Origin of the sequence: Shouchella sp. JSM 1781072 (genome assembly GCF_041949915.1) — a bacterium.
GTDB lineage: Bacteria > Bacillota > Bacilli > Bacillales > Bacillaceae_D > Shouchella.
This window is the reverse complement of record NZ_JBHFQE010000002.1, coordinates 563895-587128: the sequence shown is the minus strand read 5'-3', so window position 1 is coordinate 587128 and position 23234 is coordinate 563895. Positions and strand designations below refer to the sequence as shown.

Genomic DNA, 23234 nt, shown 5'->3' with positions numbered 1-23234 from the left:
AGACAATGAAGCGCTTTTTGCGAAATGGTTGAGGCCGTGCCCATGGCAAAGAAGACACTGCGAGGGAAAGCGCAAACGGATGTCGCGCTTGTGCCTGTGGTGAAAGCGTGCGCCATTTTAAGTTGAACTTACGTCATTTTCGCAAGATGAAATGTGATGTCTACCTAAAAAAACCCTTTGAACTTTTTATGTCCAAAGGGTTTTCGCTTTATTTTTCAATGCTTAACGAAACGGTTTCGCCTTCTACATCGAACGATTTCATGTCGTCTGTTTTCGCAAATGAAAGCTGGTCAATCAGTACGTGATTCTTCATAAAGCTTTCAAAGCGTTGTAAGATGTCTTGAACTTGCTCAGAAGCATGAATGGTTAAATGCACGCGTTTTTCAACTGGAAGATCTAGTTCTTTACGATAGACTTGAACCGCACGAATGACTTCGCGAACAAATCCTTCTTCTTTCAGCTCTTTAGTGACATTTGTATCAAGTACAACAAGATAGTCATCGCCTTCAGCAAATTCAAAGCCTGGTAATGGGTTCTTTTCAACAAGAACGTCTTCTTTTTCAATTTCAACAACTTGATCGTTGTCCAAATTTAACACCATTTTGCCAGCATCAAGGAATTGTTGAGTTTGGGTGTCACCAAACTGAGCAATCATCTTTTGAACAAGGCCAACCGATTTTCCGAGTTTGGGTCCAGCGACAGGGAAATTCAGCTTTACTTGTTGCGACACGTATTGGTCTTGATTCGCATCAAGCAGAATTGCTTTGACATTTGTTTCTTCTGCAATAATGCCTTTATACGCTTCAAGATCAGCCGATTGCTTGACTGGTACAACCGCTAATTGTGCAAGAGGTTGCTTCGTTTTTAAGCTCGTTTGGTTACGGATTGATCGTGTTAATTCAACCACTTGTCGGACTGCATCCATTTCTTCTTCAAGAGAAACGTTCACTTTAGTGGAGTCAGCTGTTGGATAGTCCGTTAGATGAACGCTGTTTCCGGCTAAGTCATAATACACTTCGTCAGATAAGAATGGAGCGAATGGGGCCATTAACTGCGTTGTTTTTGTGATGACTTCATACAGTGTATGGAAAGCAGCACGTTTGTCCGCATCCATTCCACTAGCCCAGAAACGTGCACGTGAACGACGGATGTACCAGTTACTAATTTCATCTAAGAATGAAGCAATTGTACGTGCGCCCTTTGTGACATCGTATGCGTCTAAGCTTTGAGTCACTTCAGCAATCACTGTATTGAGTCGAGAAATAACCCACTCATCCAGTTTTGTTTGCGTGCCACTTTCGACTGTGTTTGGATCAAAGCCATCGATGTCTGCATACATTTTATAGAAAGAATGCACATTTGCAAGTGTATCTAATACTTTCGATTTTGTTTGGCTAACGGTTTTCTTCGAGAAACGTTTGTTATTCCAAGGCGCGCTATCGGCAAGTAACGCCCAACGTAAGCTATCTGCTCCAAATTCTTCAATTAACTCTACTGGATTTAAAGCATTTCCTTTACTCTTAGACATTTTCTGTCCGTTTTCATCTAAGATGTGGCCGAGAGAAAGGACACGTTTATAAGGTGCTTTACCTGTAAATAGTGTAGACACCGCAAGTAAGCTGTAGAACCAACCACGTGTCTGATCGACGCCTTCAATGACGACATCAGCAGGGAACTGTTTGTTCATGAGCTCTTCATTCTCAAATGGATAGTGATATTGAGCGAACGGCATGGAGCCACTATCAAACCAAACATCAATGACTTCGCTTGTGCGGTGCATCGTCCCGCCACATTCACACGTAAAGGTAATCCCGTCAACATAAGGTTTATGAAGTTCAACATCTTCAGCTAAATCTTGGTCTGCGCGCTCACGTAGTTCTGCGATAGAAGCAGGGGCTTCTTGCTTATCGCAAGCCTCGCATTCCCAAACGTTAAGTGGTGTACCCCAGAAACGGTTACGCCCGATATTCCAATCGACAACATTCTCAAGGAACTTTCCAAATCGTCCATCACGCATATGGCTTGGGTGCCAATCCACTTCTTGGTTATTCGCAATCAACTGGTCTTTCATTTTTGTTGTTTCGATGAACCAACCTTCCATTGCGTAATAAAGAAGGGGACTGTCACAACGCCAGCAGTGTGGGTAGCTATGCTCGTACTTTTCTTTAGAGAATAAGCGTCCGTTATGGGCGAGCATTTTGACAATATCAACGTCACAATCTTTTACAAAACGGCCAGCAAGTGGACCAATTTCATCCGTGTAACGACCTTTTGAATCAACAACATTTACAAAGTCTAGGCCAGATTCGCGGATGGCATTGTAGTCATCGTCACCATGAGCTGGAGCCATATGCACGAGACCTGTACCGCTTGAATCTGTAACAAACGATGCGCCAATCACTTCATGGCCTCTATTTAATGTTAGAAAATCAAATGGTGGGCTGTATGTTGTACCAACAAGTTCAGAACCTTGAAGTGTAGCGACAACGTTTGGCGATTCACCTAGTAGCTTTTCGGCTAATGCTTCGGCAACAACGTAGACTTCACCATCTTGCTCCACTTTTACATAGGTCATTTCTGGATTAACAGCAATGGCAACGTTAGCAGGTAATGTCCAAGGCGTTGTTGTCCAGCCAAGAAGGTATTCATTTTCAGTGCCATCAATTCGAAACTTTGCAGTCGCTGATAAATCAGTAACGTCTTTATAGCCTTGTGCGACTTCGTGAGAACTCAGTGATGTTTCACAGTTTGGGCAATATGGTACGACACGATGTCCTTTATAAAGCATATCGTTGCGGTGGATCGTTGAAAGAATGTTCCAGACGGATTCGATGTATGGGTTTTGCAGCGTCACATACGGATCATCCATATCGACCCAGTAACCGAGTGCTTCTGTAAATTGACGCCATTCACGCTCATACGTAAAGACACTTTCTTTACATTTCTCAATAAACGCTTCAACACCATACGCTTTAATCTCGTCTTTTCCTTTTAAATCAAGCTGCTTTTGGACTTCTAATTCTACTGGTAACCCGTGTGTATCCCAGCCAGCTTTCCGTAACACTTGATACCCAGACATTGTCTTGTAGCGGGCAACGAAATCTTTCATCGTACGTCCTAACGCGTGGCCTGCGTGCGGCATACCATTTGCAGTAGGAGGACCTTCATAAAAGACGTATGTCTCTTTTCCTTCGCGCTTTTCAATCGATTGTTTAAATGTGTTGTCATTTTCCCAACGCTTGCGTACACGTTGCTCACGAACATTTGCCGTTTCGCTCATTTGCGCCATCACCTTTTCTTTATAAAATTAAAAAAACCTCCATCCAGGTCGCAGGATCGAGGTGTACTTCACTCAACAGTAGACATAAGAAAAAACCATACAGAAGTAGTGGTTTAAAAACGTGTCATCATCACTACGTACCAACATACGCGTCCTTCATATCGGTAGGAAGCCGGCAAAGCTTAAAAAAGAGGTTCAGCTTTGCTTCTCGGAGAAGATTTTCAGAAAGGTCTTAACGTTGACTTTCAGCATATCTGTCAACTCTCTGTAGATAAGAATTCAATCGTACTCGGTCTCGTCATCGAATCAATTATTAGAATTATTCCTAGTATAAAGAGCAGAGCGAGGAATGTCAAATCAACATTTTCACCTAGGACAGTGGGTTTCTTCTAAGTATAGTCCCAAAAAAAGCAAACGATACAAAAAATGATTAGAAAATTCATTTTTTTAACTCTTCTATATAAGAATGATAGAGGAGGTAACTAGCAATCGCTAATAAGATGACTGGAAACGTGAACAGGAGAGGCGAATACATAGCAGAATAAATTTGTTTTAACCCATACAAGTAGGTAATAAAGGCAAAAGCAAAGATAAGGCTGATGACCCCAGTTAGTACCTTCATGATAACCTCCTTTCTGATCTCAATGATTCCTCAGATGTACGTCATCCTAGCCCTCCTTCATTTCCCATATACGATTTCAAACAAAATCGGTTGCAGAATAGAGAAGGATCGGGGAAAATGTTAGATGATTCTCGTGTTTTTTATTGATAAACGATAAATTCATGTTATACAATGATAAAAAAAGTGTACTGAGGTGTGTTATGCAACGAGGGAGAGTTTTATTTTTAAAAGGTGTCACGATTAGCATAGGTGTGCTCGTGATTATTTGTTGTATTTGGGTCTTACCACCACTCTCGCGCTATATTGCTCTTGATAACCCAAGTTTTGCTTACCTTCGAATTCCGGTTTTAGCAGGTGTATATATGACGCTTGTTCCGTTTTTATTCGCCTTGCAACAAGCGTTTCAATTGTTAAGTTTGATTGAAAATGATTATGTATTTTCGGATTGGGCCATTAAAACGTTAGGCAATATTAAATTTTGTGCTGTGGCGATCATTATTCTGTACGGCGTTGGCTTAATGAGCTTATTTGCGCTAGATGCGATACATATTGGTTTTGTTCTGATTGTGCTTACCATCATGCTCATAACGGTTGTCATTGTGTTCTTTGCATCGGTTTTACAAGAGTTATTGCGTTCAGCAGTACGCCTAAAATCTGAAAATGACTTGACGATTTGAGGTGTGAGGCATGGCAATAATCATTCGACTAGATGTAATGCTGGCAAAGCGAAAAATGAGTATGACGGAACTTTCAGAGCGTGTTGGTGTGACGATGGCGAATCTATCAATTTTGAAAAATGGGAAAGCAAAAGCGGTTCGATTCTCAACGCTCGAAGCGATATGCGATGTGCTTGAATGCCAACCTGGCGATATTTTGGAATATGAAAAGGAGGGGATTGAATGAGCATGATCTTACTTATCGGTTCAGTGGGGGTGCTCATTTTTCTTCTTTTTACCAAGCCATTTTTAAACATGTTGGAAGATCATCTCTATGCTCATTTTTTAAGAAATCAAAAGTGGTTCCAACATGCCTGGAAGGCGGGTTTGTTTACTTTTGCGGTTAATGCAAGTCTCTTAACGATTACGGTTGTTTTGTTATACATACCGGTTTGGATTGATTTTGCCGTGAGTCCGCTGTTTGCAATGGCATTTGGAACCATTATGAGTGTGTTGGCATGGGGGATTATGAACCGTGGCTATAGAGGGGCACAACCAATTCGAATGGCGTTTATCGGCAGTAGTTTTTATTTACTTATTCTCATTTTTTCTCTAGTACTGTTTTTCAGTCCAACGGAGCGAACCGGAGAGGCGTTGTTTCATTGGGAAATTGCGCTCCTACTAATCATTGTTGTTAGTTTGGTCGCGTGGGTAACCAACCTCTATGTAGTCAGCTATCGAAGTAAAAAAGAGAGCGACTGAGTCGCTCTCTTTTTGTAAAGGATTATAGTCTTACAATTGTTCGGCCAGTAACATTGCCTTCGACGACTTGGGTAAGTACCTCGTCTAGCTCATCAAGCGTCACTTCATGAACAGCTTCGTCAGAGAAAGAAGGTTTTAAATCACTTGCTAATCGTTCCCAAGCGTGAGTCCGTTCTTCCATGGAGCAAGTGACTGAGTCGATGCCGAGCCAATTAATACCGCGACCGATAAATGGCATGACCGTCGTTTCCACTTCAATTCCGCCTGTAAGTCCGCTTGAGGCAATCGATCCACCTCGTTTGAGTGTTGTGAGAAGGTAAGACGTTGTTTTCCCACCAACAGCATCAATTGCTGCAGCCCATTCTCCTTGTCGGATAGGGGCTTTTTCCTCTTCTTCTAGGTCTTCTCTGCTAACAATTTCTGATGCACCAAGTTGTTTTAACCAGTCGTGTGCTTCCAATTTATTTGTGCCAGCAACAACGTGATAGCCAAGCTTGGCTAACATTTCAACAGACAGACTGCCAACACCACCGGTTGCGCCTGGTACGACAACTTTTCCGTGATCAGGGTGTAAGCCATTTTGTTCAAGCTTATTAATAGAAAGTGCTGCAGTTAAGCCAGCCGTTCCTAACACCATCGCTTCTCGAAGTGTCAGCCCTTCTGGAAGCGGAACAATCCAGTTGCCAGGGATACGGGCATATTCCGCATATCCACCATGGTGACCGGTTCCGATTTTATAACTTGTTGCGATGACTTCTTGTCCCTCTGTAAAGCGGCTATCTTTTGACTCAACAACCGTACCTGCTAAATCAATTCCAGGAATGAGTGGAGAGTGTTCCGCAAGATTGCCTTGTTTCACAACCATTGCATCTTTGTAGTTCACGCTTGAATACGCAACGTCAATCAGGACGTCACCTTCAATTAGTTCCTCTAAATCCCACTGTTCAACATGGCCTTCGAGCATATCTTCTTTGCGTAGTACGAATGCATTAAATGTCATAACGATCTCCTTCCAATTCATTGTCTTCCTATGGTAGAAGGCGGGGGGAGGGGAAGTCAACGAACTTGCCTGCCCATTTTCAGTACGATAAAATGAGACAATCTAATGGAGGAGATACGGTTGGTCCGTCGGAGAAGAAATCCTCCTAAGAAGAAAACAATTTTAGGAGGCTATTTTATGAGACAAAATAAATACGATGACCCTAACTTTTACAAAGCGTATAGTCAGATGCCTCGTTCTTTAAATGGACTAGAAGGCGCAGGGGAATGGCATATAGTAAAGGAACTAGTACCAAAACTTAAAGACAAACAAGTATTAGATTTAGGATGTGGGTTTGGTTGGCACTCACGTTATTTTAATGAACAAGGAGCAACCCACGTTACCGGCGTAGATCTCTCCGAAAACATGATTCAAAAAGCAAGACAGATGACATCCGCAAAAGAAATTAATTTTGTACAAGGAGCAATTGAAGAGGTCTCTTTCAAGCCAAGCTCGTTTGATTTTATCTTTAGTTCTTTAGCGCTTCACTATGTGAACGATTACAAAGGCTTTGTGGATAAGGTGAAAGAATTACTGGTCGCAAATGGAGAGTTACTTTTTTCTGTTGAGCACCCGATCTTTACTGCAAGAGCAGAACAAGACTGGATCTATCGTGCGAACGGCGAAATAAGCCACTGGCCACTGGATCATTATCAAGATGAGTGCATACGCTCAACGGCGTTTTTAACTGAAGATGTCGTAAAATATCATCGTACGCTTTCCACTTATATAAATGAATTACTGTTTGCTGGCTTTGCGATTGAAAGAGTCGAAGAACCAAAGCCGGATCCGAAACTGCTTGAACAACATCCCGCATACAAAGATGAGCTTCGTAGGCCAATGTTTCTCATTATAAAAGCCCGTAATCTCGGATCCTCCTTACGCTAATTTAGATGAAAAAATGAAAAGACGTAAAATCCAAAATTGGATCGTTCGTCTTTTCATTCTGTTCATATTCTTTTTCCTTTGCTCTTTTTATGAGACAGCTTTAAGGCCTGTGACACCTACAATTATAATAATTAAACTAATGATGCGAGTGGGACTTTTTGATTCTCCAAAAAAGATCATATTAATTAGCACAGCTGCGGCGGTACCAATACCAATCCAAACAGCGTAAGCAACACTTACTTGCAAGTAAAGAAAAGATAAATATAAGAACACGAATGCAAGACCAAAACCGCCAAAGAAGAGTAGCGCGTTTTTAAAAGATTTACTTTGACTAAAAGATTTAAGCCCAACAACACCAGCAATTTCAAAACATGCAGCAAGAAATACGAAAAACCAACCCATTATGAAGCAACCTCCTCTTGTGTAGCTCCGTTATCAGACAGCTTTAATAAGATCACGCCAAAAACAAGCATGCTCATAAAGAACCCTTTCACTAAACTAAACGATCCTTCAAAAATATAAATGTCCATCAAAGCTGTTCCTACGGTTCCAGCAGCTGCGAAAATGGCGTAAACGGTTCCTGTTGGAAGCGTTTCACAGGCTTTAGCCAAAAAGTAAAAATCAACGATAATAATGAGGACGATTAGTAACCAATGCCACCAAGTAGAAGCAACATTAAAACCGAAAACCCAAAACAATTCGAATAAACTTGTCAGGATGACAAAAATCCAGCCTTTATTCATTTAGTTTCTCTCCTATCTAGTTAATGAATGACATTCAGTCATTTTCGGTGTGAAAAGAAAGCAAGCGATGTTAATCACTTGCACCAAGAGCATAAGATAGAAATTGAATCAACTCTTGCTTGTGTTCGTTTGCTTTTGCATCTTCTTCTTGATTGTATAAATAGAGCTGTTCTGCTGTTGACTCAATGGAACCAACAATGATTCGAGCTGTGTAATCAGCTTGAACGGTCTGTCGAATGGTCCCAGCTTGTTTTGCTGTTTCCAGTCGTTCCGAAAGCCAATCGTATAACGGGGCATAAATCGTTTCCCATTGTTGAAGGTGTTCAGATTGCGTCAAACCAGAGTAGATTAAGACGGCAAGTTTCTTGTGCTCGTCTGTTGTTCGAAAGACGGTGTCGACGATTTCGATTAACTGTTGTTTAAAAGAAGATGACGTCACGTTATTTGTTAACTCGGTCATAAGGTAATCGACAAACACAGCCGCAATATCGGGCATAACAGAAAGTTTCGAAGGGAAATACAAATAATAAGTTCCTTGAGCAATATTGGCTCGTTTGACAATATCGGAAATCGTTGTTTTCTCTACCCCTTTTTCACCAAACGCTTCGATAGCTGCTGTAATAATTCTCTCGCGTTTTTCCAATTCACACACATCCTTAAATGACTGACTGTCATTCATATTTTAGCTGGTTGGAAGAAAAAAGTCAATTCACCTTAAAAATTCATGTGTTAAAGCGAAAAAGATCGGGAAGAAGAGAAGTAAGAAAGATTTGGAGGGAAATAAATTGTCACATAAAATAAAAGTATTTGTTACTGGGCGTGAAACCCCAATTGTTGAAGAAACAAGAGTTGAAGAAAGTGGAAAAAAAGTATCTCGATCGATTGATGAGGCGCTTGCAAATAATTGCTTCGTTTCATTTGGAACAACTGATGAACATGAAATTCTCGTTCGTTCATCGAATGTAACACATGTTGAAATTGAAAAAGAGAATAAATAACTGTGAGAAATCTTGTTGAGTTGCTTGAATTGTAGCTTAACAAGATTTTTTATTTGTATCTATAGACGTGGTTCAAAAGTTTCATAACCTTCTAAGTGTGGTATATGTCATTACTGCGAATACGAGGAGGAAAAACATGTATCAAGTTACATTAGAAGATAAAGAACACAGAATTATTGGCGTCAAATGGGAATCAAACTTAACACCAGAAGCCATTAATCAAGCAAATGAAGAAATTAATCAACTCGTGCAAACACATAAATTTAACCGATTTCACCTAATTGTGAATATGAGAGATGTTGTGGTTTTCAAACCAGAGACGCAAAAAGCAATCGTTGCGCACCAAGAATGGTTAATGAGAAGAGGAATGGTCCAAGCGGCGGTCGTTGTAAAGAGCAATGTCGCAAAACTGCAGTTAAAACGAACGGCTAAAGAAGCAAAGCATAATACGGAAACGCATTTCATAAATACAGAAGAAGCCCTTTCATTTTTGAAACAACACGTGGGTGTATAAGAAGAAAACAGTCTCGCTAAAAGCAAGACTGTTTTTGTGTGGAATTAATCATCCTCAACCGGGCCAGTAAAATTGATTCTCCTTGCGTTACCGAAATATTCTGTAATAGGTAATGCATTTACACGTCTTCTAATTTCGATTGTGTCGAGTGGACCTTCCATATATTCTAAAAAAACAACAAATTGAGTTGCTCCGAACCCACAGTTGGTAATACGATATCGGGTATTAGGTGGCACAGTTACGTTAAAAAGATTTTGATGAAGTGGACAGCTGACGACGACAACATCATTTGGCATTGTTATAACTCGAACAAAGCCTACTCCATCATCATAATAATTAAAACCCATTATTCCTCAACTCCTGACGCAATAATTGTCGTAATTTCTGTCTCAGGTACAACATTTTCAATACTTAAATCAAGAATCTGTTCAATTATATTAATGAGGTTCAAATCAGCAAAATTTGTTAAATACACGCATAAAACTTGACCACCAGAAGGACATGTCACTCTAATTAAGCTTCCCGGTCGAAGTTGTAAAAGAGAATCTGCCTGATCATTTATTTGTGGGCATTCAAACGTCACAAGGTCTCCCTCAGCGACTAAAATCGTTACTTGTCCTAATCCTGGAATTGGAAGTGCAATCGCCATACTGAAAACTCCCTCTCTCTAAGCGAAAACTTGTATTCGTCTGCTTACGAGATACTATATGTAAACTAAAACTTTCAAGATAACTCAAAATACCTATAATGTAACAAAATGGTTATATGATTCAATTGAATTTCCTATTTTTAATCGTGCGCTTCTACTCATGATTACCCTATAACTGCATATAGTTGTAGAAAGCTCTGCTAAGATATCGGAAAACTCGTGGAAGATTACTGAAAGTATAGATTTAGACAGGCTTTTCTTGCTATATAGAAGATGAGGAATGAAGGCATAAAATGGAGTAGGTAGGGATAAAATGGAACAGTTATTGCTAGATATGATGAATTGGTTTAAAGACTTATCTTATTTGGGCATATTTATGGCACTTTCTATCGAATTTATTCCGGCAGAGGTAGTGTTGCCACTTGCTGGTTTTTGGGTTTCGGAAGGGGACATGTTGTTTTGGGGAGTAGTTGCAGCAGGTTCTGTAGGTGGTGTTGTCGGGCCACTAACGCTATATTGTGTAGGGAGGTTCGGTGGGAGACCATTACTTTTAAAATATGGAAAATATCTTTTCATGAGCGCCGATCATTTAGAGAAAGCGGATCGTTTTTTTGAATCACACGGTGCATTTGTTGCGTTTACCGCACGGTTTTTGCCAGGCGTTCGAACCTTAATTTCTGTGCCTTGTGGGATGGCGAAAATGAATCCATGGATTTTCTCACTCTATACGTTTCTCGCAATGGCTCCGATCACGTTTTTCTATGTTTATTTTGGTGTTCAGCTCGGTGAAAACTGGACAGAAGTAAAAGGAGTGGTAAGTCAGTATTTGCTTCCGTTTGGCATCGGTTTAGTGATCATCTTTATTATCTATTTACTTCTGAAACATAAGAAGGCAAACCAGCACACGGGCTAATGTGCTGGTTTTTACGTATGAAAATAAGAAACTTCGTAAATACTAAAAAGAAAAGCAGAATCGGAGGCGAGGCTGAATGTTAATTGATGTTGGTAGATTTGATGATAGACAAGGAAACCCGATCGATCGATTGCAAGGGAATTTCAAATCATTTGATTTATATTTTGTCCAACCTGTAAAAAGTAAAGAAGGTTGGCTATTGCATCTAGAAAGCGAAATGGAAGAAGCGAAGCACGTTTCACTGTATGAAGGTATAAGCCACTACTATATTGGAGCTTTCCCGCATGATGAAACAGAAGTAGAACGTAGAAGTCGAAAAGAAGAGCTTCTATCAATTATTAGCATGCGGGAGGCCGTTGCCAGTACAGGGGGTGTAGTAAATCTCATGTGCTCCACATTCCCACAGTGGAAAAAGATTGGAATGAACGCATAGCAAATCAATGATTTAGAGCTTCCGCTAAGGGAGCTTTTTTTGCGTGTAAGCAATCTAGCGTGGGGGTACATATATGTGTAATAGGAGGGAAACAGATGATTGTAATGGAGTATCCACGTCCTTTGTTTTATGCTTCGACAGGATCAAGAAAGGTAAAAGAAGCAGGCCGTGTTATCGCCAAAAAGTATCGCTGGTTTCCTGAAACCCAAGACGCCGCTACTTCAAGACCTCGTGTAGCAACGAGTAATGTCTATCTCACAATAGAAGACGCAAGAGGCCAATATACGATTAGGCAAACGAAAGAAAGTTTTCGCAACGGTCAACATTGGGCAATTGAAAAGAATGGAGAATGTATCGGTGAGGTGTTTATGCCGAGGACTGTCATTCCATCTCATCACCGACTTGAAGTACGACTAACAAATCAGGATGTTGAGAAAAACGTAGATATACGTTTTCACAATCGTTCTAAAGCAGACATTTACTTTAATGGTGGATGGTTAGGAGAAACGTTTACGAGCGGGATGTTTTTCAATAGAAAAATTGTCATCAACATGCTAGATGATCGCATGATTGACCGAATTTTATTAACTGTCCTTGTTCATACCTATTGGTGTGCATCGAACGTCGGCTAGCGATATCGCTACCTTATATGTAAATTCATTCCGCGCGATTGACGATGGAAAAACGCTGAAACGTTTTGTTTTAGCGCTTTTTTACTGCTTCGTGTTCTTTCTGCAACGTATAGGGAGCAGCAGATTGAAGCAACTTGTCGATCCCGTCTTTATAATATGGCATGCGTTCGTTTGCTGTAGCAAAATCAACCCACTCAACTTTGGAGATTTCCTCTTCATCTTGAATAGCGGGGGTACCCTTTACAATTTGTGCAGCAAACGTGAAGAATACAGCGTGATGGCCTTTTTCAGTGAAAAAGGCTTCGTTCACTGCGACGAGGTCATCGACTGTAACGGATAAGCCCGTTTCTTCTTTTGCTTCACGGGTAGCTGCTTCTTTTAAATGTTCGCCTTGCTCAACGGCACCGCCTGGTAGAGACCATCTTCCACTAACATTATAGACCATGAGTACTTGTTTCTTTGTTTCATCTAGAAGCAACGAATAGACTACATCAACTCGTTTCACTATAATCCCTCCCATTTATAAACAAGGAATAGCATACTATAAAGCAGCTAAAATAAAAAGAGGTTATTGTAAAAGTCTAAAAATTCCTTTTGATTCTACATATGTTTATTTATGTAAATAAAGGGTATCTGAAAATTACCATCTTTTTTAATGGAGGTTGTTTTGAGAAAATTTATTTGGATGTCTAGTGGTTTTGCGGCGATGGTAATGATGTCAGGATGTAGCAGTGGATCAGTGGATGAATTGGAGCAACATCTAGCGCAGCTTGAAGAGGAATATGGCGTGAAATACACAGTAGAAGAAGTAGAAACTTCTGCGGATACCGATTTAACGTTTGAGGAGTTTTTAGATGTTTTGGAGGATCAAGCACATTTAATGGATGCGATGATTCATGAAGAAAATTGGCATGCTGAAGAAAGTGAGCCTGCCGGAATAGCAGAATCGGGCACTGCTACAGAAACCTATACATTTGCCTACGAATCTGGGGACAGTTTTAACCCAGACGTTGACTACGACAATATTAATAAACATATTAGCTTCGCTTACGATACGGACGCAGAGGTCGGTTCATCCACAGTGGCAGCTTTTACAGATGTGTCTGAAGAAAATTCTTATTTAAGTGGATCAGTACCTAATTTGGAATGGGAAGAGCTGAATAGTCATTCATCCATATCATCAAATGGGGCATCCCTTGATTTGGAGGCAATAGGTACTTGGACTTTAACCACCGAATGGGAAGAGTTTGTTGTGGTCTTTTCCATGGACGATGAATGGGAAATGGTGTTTGAATCAAGTCAATTAGAGTAAGTGAAAAAGCGGCGAACCAACTATGGTTGCCGCTTTTTTTCTTTGCATGATTTGTAAAAAACAGATGGTTCGTTTGAATAATCTTAAATTTGGTTCTTGATCTGTAGAAATTTTATGATAAACGCATAGATTGATTCTAAAGACTCAAAAGGAGTGAAGGAATTGTCGTGCAAGCGATGTAAGAATAGCAAAATAAATTGTGGTTGTTCTCCGATTCAATACTTTGATCGTAATCTACAAAATCGAAAGCCATCCTATGTTTGTCCAACCGCTGAAACAGGAGCAAGAGGACCAATTGGACCAACAGGAAGCACAGGAGAAACAGGAGCAACGGGTATAGCGGGAAACACAGGAACAACAGGAGCAACGGGTATAGCCGGAAACACAGGAACAACAGGAGCAACGGGTATAGCCGGAAACACGGGGATAGCAGGAAGCACGGGGATAACAGGAGCAACGGGTGTAGCAGGAAACACAGGGATAACAGGAGCAACGGGTATAGCCGGAAGCACGGGAATAACAGGCGCAACGGGTATAGCAGGAAACACAGGGATAACAGGAGCAACTGGGATAGCAGGAAGCACGGGAATAACAGGAGCAACTGGGATAGCAGGAAACACAGGAACAACAGGAGCAACGGGTACAGCAGGAAACACAGGAATAACAGGAGCAACGGGTGTAGCAGGAAGCACAGGAACAACAGGAGCAACAGGGATAGCAGGAAACACGGGGATAACAGGAACAACAGGAGCAACGGGTGTAGCAGGAAGCACAGGAACAACAGGAGCAACGGGTATAGCGGGAAACACAGGGATAACAGGAGCAACGGGTATAGCGGGAAACACGGGGATAACAGGAGCAACGGGTATAGCAGGAAGCACGGGGATAACAGGAGCAACAGGGATAGCCGGAAACACGGGAATAACAGGAGCAACTGGGATAGCAGGAAACACAGGAACAACAGGAGCAACAGGGATAGCCGGAAGCACAGGAATAACAGGAGCAACGGGTCCAGGTGCTTTGCTTTTAGTATCGTCAGGCGGCCCACTTACAGCGCCAGGTGACAATAGTGAACTTCAATTTATTGGATTAGGTAATTCAAACTCACTTGAACAGCCAGGTGTTTCGGATGACGGGCTTCCCCAAACAATCTCGTTAGCTGGTGGAAATGAATCGTTAGTCCGCAATTCATTTGTTGCGGCACGGAATAGTTTTCTAAATTCAGCTTATTATTCTGCAATCATTGAGAATGCAACGCCGTACAATGGGAATTTTTTCTTTGGTTTATATCGGTCGACAACGGATCAGTACACATTTGAATTGATTCCGGGAAGCGGTGCCTTATTTGCATTATTAGGTTCCGTGGTTGAGGGACAGATTATTGAAACGACTGTGGAACCAAATCAAAACATTATTCTCGGTACACGTATTCTTGCGGTTTTCGCGATTCAAACATTGGTTGTCCAGCCAGCATTATCAACAACGATATCAATTAGTATTGATATTTAGGATTACATGATAAAAGCGGTGAACCGTTAATGTTCGCCGCTTTCGTCATTAATTAAACGCTTGATTAAACAATGTGTAATGTGATGTTCTCTGTTTTGCAGTACGCTTCATACGCTTCATCTAAAGGAGCAGACGTGATAATGTGATCTGCTCGAGATAATGGGGCATACGTGAGCATCGTTGATTGACCGAACTTTGAAGCATCTGCCAGTAAAAAGAGTTCATTTTCTTTCTGAACAATGCTCTTTTTCACTTCGTATTCGTGAAGATCTGCGTTCGTTAACCCTTTTGTTATACTAGCCCCGGTACAAGCCATAAAGGCTTTGTCCACATTGTATTTGTTGAGTAAGGATAACCCGCTAATGCTAACAAAGGAGCGGGTCTTTACTTGATAGTGATTTCCTAATACAAACAGTTCAATATTCTCTTTTTCAGATACAGCATTAATCACATCCAAATTATTGGTTAAGATTGTAATCGATTTATCTTCAGGGAAATCATCAAACATCCATTTCGTTGTCGTGCCTGAATCGATATAGACAAAGTCTTGATCTTCAATAAAAGATGCTGCATGTAAAGCAATCCGAACTTTTTCATCATTATAGACGTGATGACGATTTTCAAACGGGATTAACTGCTTTTCCGTTGCAGTCACACCACCATACACTTTTTCAATGACACCTTTTTCTGATAAACGATTAATATCACGACGAACGGTGTTTTTCGATACACCAAAACGTTCGCATAGATCGTCTATGGAAACGGTACCGTTTGCCAAAATATAGTTCTCCATTTCTTGAATTCTTACTACCTTCATCGTTTTACTCCCTACTTCGCAAATTCTTAACTCATACTATACCATTATACCCAAAACATAATCAACACCTATATTTAAAAACGAATTAACAAAAAAATATCTCTCTAAATCATTGACACATACCCAAAAGTTAATTAATATATAACCAATAAGTGATCAATTGAGTTTTTTGCAGTCGTTTTAATGAAAGCGATTACGATTAATTTTTTATAGATGGAGGGATTGTGGTGGCAGAAACAGTGAGTAAAGTTCGTACATTAAAAAACTACATAAATGGGGAGTGGATCGATAGTAAGACCGCAGAGTATGAGGAAGTGGTTAATCCGGCCACGAAGGAAGTGCTTTGTCGGGTTCCGCTCTCAACAAAAGAAGAACTTCAATATGCAACTGAGATAGCGGCGGAAGCTTTTAAGACGTGGTCAAATGTCGCTGTTCCGCGTCGTGCACGGGTGCTATTTGCCTTCCAACAATTATTGCAACAACATAAAGAAGAATTAGCTCAACTTATTACAATGGAAAATGGAAAAAATTTAACAGAAGCACGTGGTGAAGTACAGCGTGGCATCGAGAACGTTGAATTTGCCGCTAGTGCACCTTCACTAATGATGGGGGATTCTTTGCCTGCCATTGCAACAAATGTAGAGGCGAGCAACTATCGCTATCCAATTGGCGTTGTTGGTGGGATCACACCGTTCAACTTCCCGATGATGGTTCCTTGCTGGATGTTTCCAATGGCAATCGCACTTGGAAATACATTTATTCTTAAACCGTCAGAGCGTACACCTTTACTTGTCGAAAAATTTGCAGACTTGCTAAAAGAAGCAGGACTCCCTGATGGTGTGTTCAATATCGTTTATGGTGCTCATGATGTGGTGAATGGGATTCTTGATCATCCGGAGATTAAAGCAATTTCGTTTGTTGGTTCCAAGCCTGTTGGTGAGTATGTATACAAGCGAGGGAGCGAAAATTTAAAGCGCGTGCAAGCATTAACAGGTGCTAATAATCACACGGTGGTTTTAAGAGATGCGGATCTTGATACAGCAGTAAATGATATCATTGGAGCGGCTTTTGGTTCTGCTGGTGAACGTTGTATGGCATGTGCAGTTGTGACAGTAGAAGATGCCATAGCGGATGAATTTATTGCGCGTTTAAAGGAAAAAACAGACAACTTGCAAATTGGAAATGGCATGGATGATGGCGTTTTTCTTGGCCCGGTCATTCGTGAAGAGAATAAGAAACGAACCCTCTCCTATATCGAATCTGGGGTTGAAGAAGGTGCGACACTCCTTACAGATGGGAGAGAACGAGTAAGTGACGAAGGCTACTTTGTTGGTCCAACCATTTTTGACCACGTTACGACGGATATGAAAATTTGGAAAGAGGAGATTTTTGCTCCTGTTCTGTCGGTTGTCCGTGTGAAGCACCTTAAAGAAGCAATTGCGACGGCCAATCAATCAGAATTTGCGAACGGTGCGTGTATTTTTACAAAGGATGCGCAAGCGATTCGCTATTTCCGTGAAAACATTGATGCAGGTATGTTAGGTGTAAACCTTGGTGTTCCAGCTCCGATGGCATTTTTCCCATTCTCTGGCTGGAAGTCGTCCTTTTTTGGAACACTCCACGCGAATGGAAAAGACAGTGTTGATTTCTATACACGTAAAAAAGTCGTAACAGCTCGTCTTGTAGATCCTGTTTTTGAAGATTAGGAGGTACGTATGGCCAAATTATTACGAAAACCAGAGCAAAGAGCGTTATCAAAAGGGGTACGCATCGTTCATGATGTAAAAGAGGGAAACACACCTCTAGAGTATGTAGGCTTTGCTGTTATTGACTTAGAAGAAGGAGCTGTTTTTGAAGAGACTCTAACCAACCAAGAGTGTTGTGCAGTTATTTTAACAGGAAAAGCAACGGTGGTAGCCGGTGAGCAAACGTTTGAATCTCTTGGCACACGAAAGAGTGTGTTTGAAAAAGTACCAACGGATAGTGTATACATCACTAAAGAAGAAACGTATCGCGTCCAAGCAGAAACGGATGCACGAATTGCGCTCTGTTATGCACCTGGACTGACAAAGCGACAAAATCGTCTGCTTTCTGGTAAAGACATTCATCCGGAACATCGAGGCATAAAGATGAATCAACGATCTGTGCACAATATTTTGCCTGATTCATTGGATGTGGCGGACTCACTCTTAGTTGTTGAAGTGTATACAGAGAGCGGCAACTTCTCAAGCTATCCGCCCCATAAACATGACCAAGACAATTTACCGCATGAATCATTTTTAGAAGAAACGTACTATCATGAACAAGATCCGCCTCAAGGGTTTGTCTTTCAACGGGTTTATACCGATGATCGTAGCCTTGATGAAACGATGACCGTTGAGCATGGAGACGTTGTGCTTGTACCAGCAGGCTATCATCCAGTTGGCGTTCCAGACGGCTATACGTCTTACTATTTAAATGTTATGGCAGGTCCTAAACGGACATGGAAATTCTATAATGATCCAGCGCATGAATGGATCTTAGATCGTGAGGATTCATAATATGGGATTTACTTTTGCAACAGATAAACGATTTGACGTAATTGCGGTCGGGCGAGCCTGTATTGATTTAAATGCAACGGAGTACAATCGACCGATGGAAGAAACGATGACGTTTTCAAAATACGTAGGTGGTTCCCCTGCAAATATCGCGATCGGTTCATCAAAACTTGGCCTAAAAACAGGGTTTATTGGAAAACTGTCTGATGACCAGCACGGTCGGTTTATCCAATCGTATATGGATCGAGTCGGCGTTGACACGTCTCAAATGGTAACGGATACAGAAGGCCGCAAGTCAGGGTTAACGTTTACGGAAATTAAAAGCCCTGAAGAGTGCAGCATTTTAATGTATCGTACCGATGTGGCGGACTTATACCTGCGACCCGAAGAAGTATCAGAAGGGTATATTGCACAAGCAAAAATGCTTCTTATCTCAGGAACGGCATTAGCACAAAGCCCTTCTCGTGAGGCGGTGTTTCAAGCTGTTGATTATGCAAAAAGACAAGGTGTTCCGATCGTTTTTGAATTGGATCATCGCCCATACACGTGGCAATCAGCGGAGGAAACGTCGGTTTACTATAAATGGGCAGCTGAACAAGCAAACATCGTCATCGGAACGCGCGATGAGTACAACATTCTTGAAAATCATGAAGGCAATAATGATGAGCAAACAGCAGAATCCCTTCTTGCTTATCGAGCTGAACTTGTTGTCATTAAGCATGGGGTAGATGGTTCGGTTGCGTTTGAAAAGAATGGTGCGATAACCCGCGCAAAAGCGTATCCGTCAAAGGTATTAAAAACATTTGGTGCAGGAGATTCTTATGCCTCGGCATTCTTGTATGCGTTGCTCAATGAAAAATCTGTTCGTGAGGCGCTGCAATTTGGCGGAGCATCAGCAGCGATTGTTGTAAGCAAGCATAGCTCTTCTGAAGCAATGCCGACAGTGGAAGAAATTGAAGCGCTCTTGGCGAAGCACGAGCAGCGTGTGTGAGAAGGAGGTCTAGACAACATGGCAGAAACCATTCGTTTAACAACAGGGCAAGCTCTTGTGAAATTTTTAAACAACCAGTATATCTCAGTTGATGGAAAAGAAGAGCATTTTGTAGAAGGGATGTTTAACATCTTCGGTCACGGCAACGTACTTGGCATCGGTCAAGCGCTTGAACAAGACGCTGGACATCTTAAAGTCATTCAAGGAAAAAATGAACAAGGAATGGCGCACGCTGCGATTGCGTATTCAAAGCAAATGCTCCGAAAGAAAATCTATGCTGTCACAACATCAGTTGGACCGGGGGCAGCGAACTTAGTAGCCGCAGCAGGAACGGCTTTAGCAAACAATATTCCGGTTCTTCTCCTTCCGGCTGATACGTTTGCGACGCGTCAGCCTGATCCGGTCTTACAACAGTTTGAGCAAGAGCACAGTGCAGCGATTACGACAAATGATGCATTAAAACCGGTTTCTCGCTATTGGGATCGTATTACCCGTCCGGAGCAACTAATGAGCAGCTTACTCCGAGCGTTTGAAGTCATGACAGATCCAGCAAAAGCTGGTCCTGCAACGGTTTGTATCGCCCAAGACGTGGAAGGAGAGGCATACGATTTTCCGACCTCTTTTTTTGAAAAGAGAGTTCATTATGTAGATCGACGTGAACCAAATCATCGTGAGCTTGATCAGGCTGCTCAAGCCATACGTCATAGCAAAAAGCCCCTGCTCATTATCGGGGGCGGGGCAAAGTATTCAGCATCAAGAGAAGCGTTAATTACTTTTTCTGAAACGTATAAAATCCCTATGGTGGAAACACAAGCTGGTAAATCTACTGTGGAAAGTCAACATCCATATAATTTAGGCGGTATCGGTGTAACAGGAACCAAGGCGGCCAATTTTGCAGCAAAAGAAGCAGATTTAATCATTGGAGTAGGGACGCGCTACACAGATTTTACCTCTTCATCGAAAACGGCTTTTTCATTTGAGAGCGCTTCATTTGTGAATATTAATATTAACCGAATGCACGCGTATAAAATGGATGCTGTACAAATCGTGGCAGATGCAAAAGTAACGCTTTTGGCTCTTTTTGAGCATTTAACAGGTTATGAGAGTCATCATACTTCAATTGAGTATTGGAAAACGGAATGGTTACAGGAAAGAGAGAGATTATCATCTATTTCATATAGTCGTGACCAATTTGAACCTGAAATAAAAGGTCAATTTTCTCAACAACAATTAAATGAATATGCAGATTCTTTAAAAACGGAATTGCCACAAACCACTGCGGTAACAGCACTGAATCAAGTCATAGCTGAAGATGCTGTCATTGTATGTGCTGCTGGGTCGTTGCCAGGAGATCTTCAGCGCTTATGGGAGACCGAAACGCCAAATACGTATCATCTAGAGTATGGGTACTCTTGTATGGGCTATGAAATTGCTGGTGGTTTTGGTGCGAAATTAGCAGAGCCTAACAAAGAAGTATACGCACTTGTAGGCGATGGTAGTTTCTTGATGATGCATTCAGAACTGGTTACAGCGATACAACATGGCTATAAATTAAATGTTGTTCTGTTTGATAATGCTGGCTTTGGGTGTATTAGCAATTTGCAAATGGACCATGGTAGCGGCAGTCTTGGCTGTGAGTTTCGTACTCATTCAGGAGCGATTATGAACATCGATTATGCAAAGGTGGCTGAAGCATATGGCGCAAAAGTTTATCGTGTATCCACAGTGAAAGAGCTTGAAGAAGCAGTTGAAGACAGCAAATCTCAAGATGTATCGACATTGATAGAGATAAAAGTCCTACCAAAAACAATGACAGATGGCTATGAAAGTTGGTGGAATGTTGGTGTAGCAGCTACATCAACACAAATCTCCGTGCAGCGCGCGCATGAAGATCGTCATTCGAAATTAAAGACAGCAAAGCTCTATTGAGGAGAGATTCTTATGACCGGCAAACAGATAAGGTGGGGAATTGCACCCATTGGCTGGCGGAATGATGATATGCCGGAAATTGGAGCAGGCAATACGCTTGCCCACCTTCTTGGTGATATTGTTGTTGCGGGGTTTGAAGGAACAGAGGTTGGTGGTTTTTTTCCCGAAGCACCTATTCTAAAAAAAGAGATTGAGCTTCGTCAGTTAAAGATTGCAGGGCAATGGTTTTCAAGTTATCTCATTCGAGATGGTTTGAGCTCGACTGCTGCATTATTTCATCAACATTGTGCTTTTTTACAAGAAGTGAATGCAGAAGTTGCTATAGTTTCAGAGCAAACATATAGTGTTCAAAACAAAGATAGCAATGTGTTTTCAAGATCATTAAAACCTGTCCTAATAGATGAAGAGTGGACAACGTTGTGCAAAGGCTTGGATGTATTAGGTGGTATTGCCCGTTCCTACGGGTTGAAACTTGCTTATCATTCCCATTTAGGTACGGTCGTACAAACGAAACAAGAAGTCGATCAACTTATGAAAGGAACAAAACCGGAATGCGTTGGGTTATTGTACGACACGGGTCATACGTTTATTTCAGATGGGGATGGGCATTACATTGATCTACTCGAAACGTTTTTCGATCGAATTAATCATGTTCATTTTAAAGATGTCCGTAGTGGAATCATGTCAACATGTGAACAAAGCGGCCTTTCGTTTAGACAGTCGTTTATAAAAGGTATATTTACAGTGCCGGGAGATGGTTGTATTGATTTTGAGCCGATTTTTTCACGTTTAATAGAGGGGGGTTACCAAGGTTGGATTGTTGTAGAGGCGGAACAAGACCCGGAGATTGCTCACCCACTAGAATATGCGCTTAGAGCAAAGAACTATATAGATACGAGATTAATAAAAAGAACAACAGGATCAATTGGTGTTTGAAGATTACTAGTATTGGAGTGTTAGAGATGGCATTAAAAATTGGTGTTATTGGCACAGGCGCAATTGGAAGAGATCATATTCGTCGCGTGACGAAGAGTTTAGCAGGGGCGGAGATTGTTGCAGTCACGGATGTAAACCAACAAGCGGCAGAAGCTGTCCTTGATGAATTTAAATTAAGTGCAACATTATATAAAGACGATGTTGACCTAATTGAAGATCCAAATGTAGAAGCGGTGTTTATTACAAGCTGGGGTCAAGCACATGAGAGTAGTGTCCTAAGAGCGATTGAAGCAAAAAAGTTTATTTTCTGTGAGAAACCTTTGGCGACAACCGCAGATGGATGTATGCGAATTGTAGAGGCAGAGATCGCACACGGGCACCCACTTGTGCAAGTGGGTTTTATGCGCCGTTATGATAACGGTTACAAACAATTAAAACAAGCAATTGACGGAAATGTTATTGGGGAACCGTTGATGGTGCATTGTGCCCATCGAAATGCTAGCGTTGCTGAGCGTTATTCAACAGATATGGCGATTCACGATACGTTGATTCATGAAATTGATGTTTTAAGGTGGTTAATTGATGACGATTATGTATCCGCTCAAGTATTCTATCCCAAAAAAACAAAGCATGCTTTGCCCCACTTGAAAGATCCACAAATCGTAATGTTAGAAACAAAGAGCGGGGTTATCATGAATGTTGAAATTTTTGTTAATTGCACGTATGGCTATGACATTCAATGTGAAGTTGTAGGTGAAGATGGACTCATTCGTTTGCCAGATGAAGCGCATATTCAAGTAAGGAAAGATGGTCAAATTGGGATAGATATTGGAATGGATTGGCAAAAACGTTTTGCCCATGCTTATGATGTTGAAGTTCAAGAGTTTATTGATACCGTTCGAGAAAAAGGAACTGTATCTGGACCGACAGCTTGGGATGGTTATATTGCTGCAGTAACAGCTGATGCGTGTGTGAGAGCTCAGACTTCAAATATGAGGGAGAACATTGATCTTCCAGATTGTCCTGATTTTTATAAAAAAGAAAAAACGAAAGCACAAGCACTGTAAAAGAGAG

General features: G+C 41.3%; 27 protein-coding genes. 17 read left to right on the top strand and 10 right to left on the bottom strand.

What is annotated here, in order from left to right:
- Positions 1-208 precede the first annotated feature (208 nt).
- Positions 209-3280 (bottom strand): isoleucine--tRNA ligase, encoded by a 3072-nt coding sequence (ileS, locus tag ACE1TH_RS12570; RefSeq protein WP_099303061.1) that lies wholly within the window; start codon positions 3278-3280, stop codon positions 209-211.
- Between the two features lie 439 nt (positions 3281-3719).
- On the bottom strand, positions 3720-3902 hold the full coding sequence (locus ACE1TH_RS12565) for a hypothetical protein (protein ID WP_099303057.1): 183 nt from the start codon (positions 3900-3902) through the stop codon (positions 3720-3722).
- Between the two features lie 200 nt (positions 3903-4102).
- On the opposite strand from ACE1TH_RS12565, the gene ACE1TH_RS12560 reads away from it, so the two are divergent.
- Genes ACE1TH_RS12560 through ACE1TH_RS12550 form a run of 3 tightly spaced genes read left to right on the top strand, consistent with a single transcriptional unit; the run spans position 4103 to position 5320 of the window.
- Positions 4103-4579: a DUF2975 domain-containing protein gene (locus ACE1TH_RS12560; protein WP_176554385.1), complete on the top strand. Its 477-nt coding sequence runs from the start codon at positions 4103-4105 to the stop codon at positions 4577-4579.
- A 10-nt stretch (positions 4580-4589) separates the two neighbouring features.
- Positions 4590-4805: a helix-turn-helix domain-containing protein gene (locus ACE1TH_RS12555; RefSeq protein WP_099303053.1), complete on the top strand. Its 216-nt coding sequence runs from the start codon at positions 4590-4592 to the stop codon at positions 4803-4805.
- Positions 4802-5320, top strand: coding sequence for a hypothetical protein (locus ACE1TH_RS12550; protein ID WP_375079166.1), 519 nt, complete (start codon positions 4802-4804; stop codon positions 5318-5320). The genes ACE1TH_RS12555 and ACE1TH_RS12550 overlap by 4 nt, the downstream gene beginning before the upstream one ends.
- 22 nt (positions 5321-5342) lie before the next feature.
- On the opposite strand, the gene ACE1TH_RS12545 is transcribed toward ACE1TH_RS12550, so the two are convergent.
- On the bottom strand, positions 5343-6320 hold the full coding sequence (locus ACE1TH_RS12545; protein ID WP_099303049.1) for an acrylyl-CoA reductase family protein: 978 nt from the start codon (positions 6318-6320) through the stop codon (positions 5343-5345).
- A 177-nt stretch (positions 6321-6497) separates the two neighbouring features.
- Here ACE1TH_RS12545 and ACE1TH_RS12540 point away from each other — a divergent pair, with 177 nt between their 5' ends.
- Complete coding sequence (locus tag ACE1TH_RS12540; protein ID WP_375079165.1) at positions 6498-7247, top strand: class I SAM-dependent methyltransferase; 750 nt, start codon at positions 6498-6500, stop codon at positions 7245-7247.
- Between the two features lie 87 nt (positions 7248-7334).
- On the opposite strand, the gene ACE1TH_RS12535 is transcribed toward ACE1TH_RS12540, so the two are convergent.
- The 3 genes from ACE1TH_RS12535 to ACE1TH_RS12525 all read right to left on the bottom strand — a co-directional run bounded on the left by ACE1TH_RS12535 (position 7335) and on the right by ACE1TH_RS12525 (position 8633).
- Entirely contained in the window at positions 7335-7649 is a 315-nt protein-coding gene (locus tag ACE1TH_RS12535) for a DMT family transporter (RefSeq protein WP_099303045.1), read from the bottom strand.
- Positions 7649-7990 carry a DMT family transporter gene (locus tag ACE1TH_RS12530; RefSeq protein WP_099303043.1) on the bottom strand — a complete coding sequence of 114 codons (342 nt, stop codon included), beginning with the start codon at positions 7988-7990 and terminating at the stop codon, positions 7649-7651. The genes ACE1TH_RS12535 and ACE1TH_RS12530 overlap by 1 nt, the downstream gene beginning before the upstream one ends.
- A 70-nt stretch (positions 7991-8060) precedes the next feature.
- Positions 8061-8633 (bottom strand): TetR/AcrR family transcriptional regulator, encoded by a 573-nt coding sequence (locus tag ACE1TH_RS12525; protein WP_375079164.1) that lies wholly within the window; start codon positions 8631-8633, stop codon positions 8061-8063.
- Between the two features lie 142 nt (positions 8634-8775).
- Between ACE1TH_RS12525 and ACE1TH_RS12520 the strand changes: the two genes are divergently transcribed.
- Positions 8776-8988, top strand: a complete 213-nt coding sequence (locus tag ACE1TH_RS12520; protein WP_099303039.1) for a hypothetical protein — start codon at positions 8776-8778, stop codon at positions 8986-8988.
- A 136-nt stretch (positions 8989-9124) separates the two neighbouring features.
- Positions 9125-9502 (top strand): hypothetical protein, encoded by a 378-nt coding sequence (locus tag ACE1TH_RS12515; protein ID WP_375079163.1) that lies wholly within the window; start codon positions 9125-9127, stop codon positions 9500-9502.
- A gap of 44 nt (positions 9503-9546) precedes the next feature.
- Here the strand turns inward: ACE1TH_RS12515 and ACE1TH_RS12510 are convergent, their stop codons facing one another.
- Both ACE1TH_RS12510 and ACE1TH_RS12505 read right to left on the bottom strand, forming a co-directional pair.
- Complete coding sequence (locus ACE1TH_RS12510; protein ID WP_375079162.1) at positions 9547-9849, bottom strand: hypothetical protein; 303 nt, start codon at positions 9847-9849, stop codon at positions 9547-9549.
- Positions 9849-10151 carry a hypothetical protein gene (locus tag ACE1TH_RS12505; protein WP_375079161.1) on the bottom strand — a complete coding sequence of 101 codons (303 nt, stop codon included), beginning with the start codon at positions 10149-10151 and terminating at the stop codon, positions 9849-9851. Before ACE1TH_RS12505 ends, ACE1TH_RS12510 begins: the two co-directional genes overlap by 1 nt.
- A gap of 313 nt (positions 10152-10464) precedes the next feature.
- Here ACE1TH_RS12505 and ACE1TH_RS12500 point away from each other — a divergent pair, with 313 nt between their 5' ends.
- From ACE1TH_RS12500 to ACE1TH_RS12490, 3 genes are all read left to right on the top strand, one after another.
- Positions 10465-11064 carry a DedA family protein gene (locus tag ACE1TH_RS12500; protein ID WP_375079160.1) on the top strand — a complete coding sequence of 200 codons (600 nt, stop codon included), beginning with the start codon at positions 10465-10467 and terminating at the stop codon, positions 11062-11064.
- Positions 11065-11140: 76 nt separating this feature from the next.
- The gene (locus tag ACE1TH_RS12495; protein WP_375079159.1) at positions 11141-11497 is read left to right on the top strand and encodes a hypothetical protein; all 357 of its coding nucleotides are present in this window, start codon (positions 11141-11143) and stop codon (positions 11495-11497) included.
- Positions 11498-11592: 95 nt separating this feature from the next.
- Entirely contained in the window at positions 11593-12129 is a 537-nt protein-coding gene (locus ACE1TH_RS12490; RefSeq protein WP_375079158.1) for a hypothetical protein, read from the top strand.
- 70 nt (positions 12130-12199) lie between these two features.
- On the opposite strand, the gene ACE1TH_RS12485 is transcribed toward ACE1TH_RS12490, so the two are convergent.
- Entirely contained in the window at positions 12200-12634 is a 435-nt protein-coding gene (locus ACE1TH_RS12485; protein WP_375079157.1) for an NUDIX hydrolase, read from the bottom strand.
- Between the two features lie 162 nt (positions 12635-12796).
- Between ACE1TH_RS12485 and ACE1TH_RS12480 the strand changes: the two genes are divergently transcribed.
- Positions 12797-13441, top strand: coding sequence for a hypothetical protein (locus ACE1TH_RS12480; RefSeq protein ID WP_375079156.1), 645 nt, complete (start codon positions 12797-12799; stop codon positions 13439-13441).
- Positions 13442-13603: 162 nt separating this feature from the next.
- On the top strand, positions 13604-14950 hold the full coding sequence (locus ACE1TH_RS12475) for a hypothetical protein (RefSeq protein ID WP_375079155.1): 1347 nt from the start codon (positions 13604-13606) through the stop codon (positions 14948-14950).
- Between the two features lie 64 nt (positions 14951-15014).
- Here the strand turns inward: ACE1TH_RS12475 and ACE1TH_RS12470 are convergent, their stop codons facing one another.
- Positions 15015-15767, bottom strand: coding sequence for a DeoR/GlpR family DNA-binding transcription regulator (locus ACE1TH_RS12470; RefSeq protein ID WP_375079154.1), 753 nt, complete (start codon positions 15765-15767; stop codon positions 15015-15017).
- A gap of 239 nt (positions 15768-16006) precedes the next feature.
- On the opposite strand from ACE1TH_RS12470, the gene iolA reads away from it, so the two are divergent.
- From iolA to iolG, 6 genes are read left to right on the top strand one after another with little or no spacing between them, the layout of a single operon-like run.
- Positions 16007-17473 carry a methylmalonate-semialdehyde dehydrogenase gene (gene iolA / locus ACE1TH_RS12465; protein WP_375079288.1) on the top strand — a complete coding sequence of 489 codons (1467 nt, stop codon included), beginning with the start codon at positions 16007-16009 and terminating at the stop codon, positions 17471-17473.
- 9 nt (positions 17474-17482) lie between these two features.
- Entirely contained in the window at positions 17483-18307 is an 825-nt protein-coding gene (gene iolB, locus ACE1TH_RS12460) for a 5-deoxy-glucuronate isomerase (protein ID WP_375079153.1), read from the top strand.
- Position 18308: 1 nt separating this feature from the next.
- On the top strand, positions 18309-19295 hold the full coding sequence (iolC, locus tag ACE1TH_RS12455; protein ID WP_375079152.1) for a 5-dehydro-2-deoxygluconokinase: 987 nt from the start codon (positions 18309-18311) through the stop codon (positions 19293-19295).
- A gap of 18 nt (positions 19296-19313) precedes the next feature.
- On the top strand, positions 19314-21224 hold the full coding sequence (gene iolD / locus ACE1TH_RS12450) for a 3D-(3,5/4)-trihydroxycyclohexane-1,2-dione acylhydrolase (decyclizing) (RefSeq protein WP_375079151.1): 1911 nt from the start codon (positions 19314-19316) through the stop codon (positions 21222-21224).
- 12 nt (positions 21225-21236) lie between these two features.
- Entirely contained in the window at positions 21237-22160 is a 924-nt protein-coding gene (gene iolE / locus ACE1TH_RS12445) for a myo-inosose-2 dehydratase (RefSeq protein WP_375079150.1), read from the top strand.
- A gap of 26 nt (positions 22161-22186) precedes the next feature.
- Positions 22187-23227, top strand: a complete 1041-nt coding sequence (iolG, locus tag ACE1TH_RS12440; protein ID WP_375079149.1) for a bifunctional inositol 2-dehydrogenase/D-chiro-inositol 1-dehydrogenase — start codon at positions 22187-22189, stop codon at positions 23225-23227.
- Positions 23228-23234 lie beyond the last annotated feature (7 nt).

Excerpts from the sequence above, each read along its gene's own strand:
- ACE1TH_RS12550 (WP_375079166.1), top strand. The coding sequence starts at position 4,802 with ATGAGCATGATCTTACTTATCGGTTCAGTGGGGGTGCTCATTTTTCTT.
- iolE (WP_375079150.1), top strand. The coding sequence starts at position 21,237 with ATGACCGGCAAACAGATAAGGTGGGGAATTGCACCCATTGGCTGGCGG.
- ACE1TH_RS12515 (WP_375079163.1), top strand. The coding sequence starts at position 9,125 with ATGTATCAAGTTACATTAGAAGATAAAGAACACAGAATTATTGGCGTC.
- ACE1TH_RS12490 (WP_375079158.1), top strand. The coding sequence starts at position 11,593 with ATGATTGTAATGGAGTATCCACGTCCTTTGTTTTATGCTTCGACAGGA.
- ACE1TH_RS12535 (WP_099303045.1), bottom strand. The coding sequence starts at position 7,649 with ATGGGTTGGTTTTTCGTATTTCTTGCTGCATGTTTTGAAATTGCTGGT.
- ACE1TH_RS12530 (WP_099303043.1), bottom strand. The coding sequence starts at position 7,990 with ATGAATAAAGGCTGGATTTTTGTCATCCTGACAAGTTTATTCGAATTG.
- ACE1TH_RS12510 (WP_375079162.1), bottom strand. The coding sequence starts at position 9,849 with ATGGGTTTTAATTATTATGATGATGGAGTAGGCTTTGTTCGAGTTATA.
- ACE1TH_RS12495 (WP_375079159.1), top strand. The coding sequence starts at position 11,141 with ATGTTAATTGATGTTGGTAGATTTGATGATAGACAAGGAAACCCGATC.
- ACE1TH_RS12565 (WP_099303057.1), bottom strand. The coding sequence starts at position 3,902 with ATGAAGGTACTAACTGGGGTCATCAGCCTTATCTTTGCTTTTGCCTTT.
- ACE1TH_RS12555 (WP_099303053.1), top strand. The coding sequence starts at position 4,590 with ATGGCAATAATCATTCGACTAGATGTAATGCTGGCAAAGCGAAAAATG.
- ACE1TH_RS12545 (WP_099303049.1), bottom strand. The coding sequence starts at position 6,320 with ATGACATTTAATGCATTCGTACTACGCAAAGAAGATATGCTCGAAGGC.
- iolC (WP_375079152.1), top strand. The coding sequence starts at position 18,309 with ATGGGATTTACTTTTGCAACAGATAAACGATTTGACGTAATTGCGGTC.
- iolD (WP_375079151.1), top strand. The coding sequence starts at position 19,314 with ATGGCAGAAACCATTCGTTTAACAACAGGGCAAGCTCTTGTGAAATTT.
- ACE1TH_RS12540 (WP_375079165.1), top strand. The coding sequence starts at position 6,498 with ATGAGACAAAATAAATACGATGACCCTAACTTTTACAAAGCGTATAGT.
- ACE1TH_RS12505 (WP_375079161.1), bottom strand. The coding sequence starts at position 10,151 with ATGGCGATTGCACTTCCAATTCCAGGATTAGGACAAGTAACGATTTTA.
- ACE1TH_RS12560 (WP_176554385.1), top strand. The coding sequence starts at position 4,103 with ATGCAACGAGGGAGAGTTTTATTTTTAAAAGGTGTCACGATTAGCATA.
- ACE1TH_RS12470 (WP_375079154.1), bottom strand. The coding sequence starts at position 15,767 with ATGAAGGTAGTAAGAATTCAAGAAATGGAGAACTATATTTTGGCAAAC.
- ACE1TH_RS12500 (WP_375079160.1), top strand. The coding sequence starts at position 10,465 with ATGGAACAGTTATTGCTAGATATGATGAATTGGTTTAAAGACTTATCT.
- iolB (WP_375079153.1), top strand. The coding sequence starts at position 17,483 with ATGGCCAAATTATTACGAAAACCAGAGCAAAGAGCGTTATCAAAAGGG.
- iolG (WP_375079149.1), top strand. The coding sequence starts at position 22,187 with ATGGCATTAAAAATTGGTGTTATTGGCACAGGCGCAATTGGAAGAGAT.
- ileS (WP_099303061.1), bottom strand. The coding sequence starts at position 3,280 with ATGAGCGAAACGGCAAATGTTCGTGAGCAACGTGTACGCAAGCGTTGG.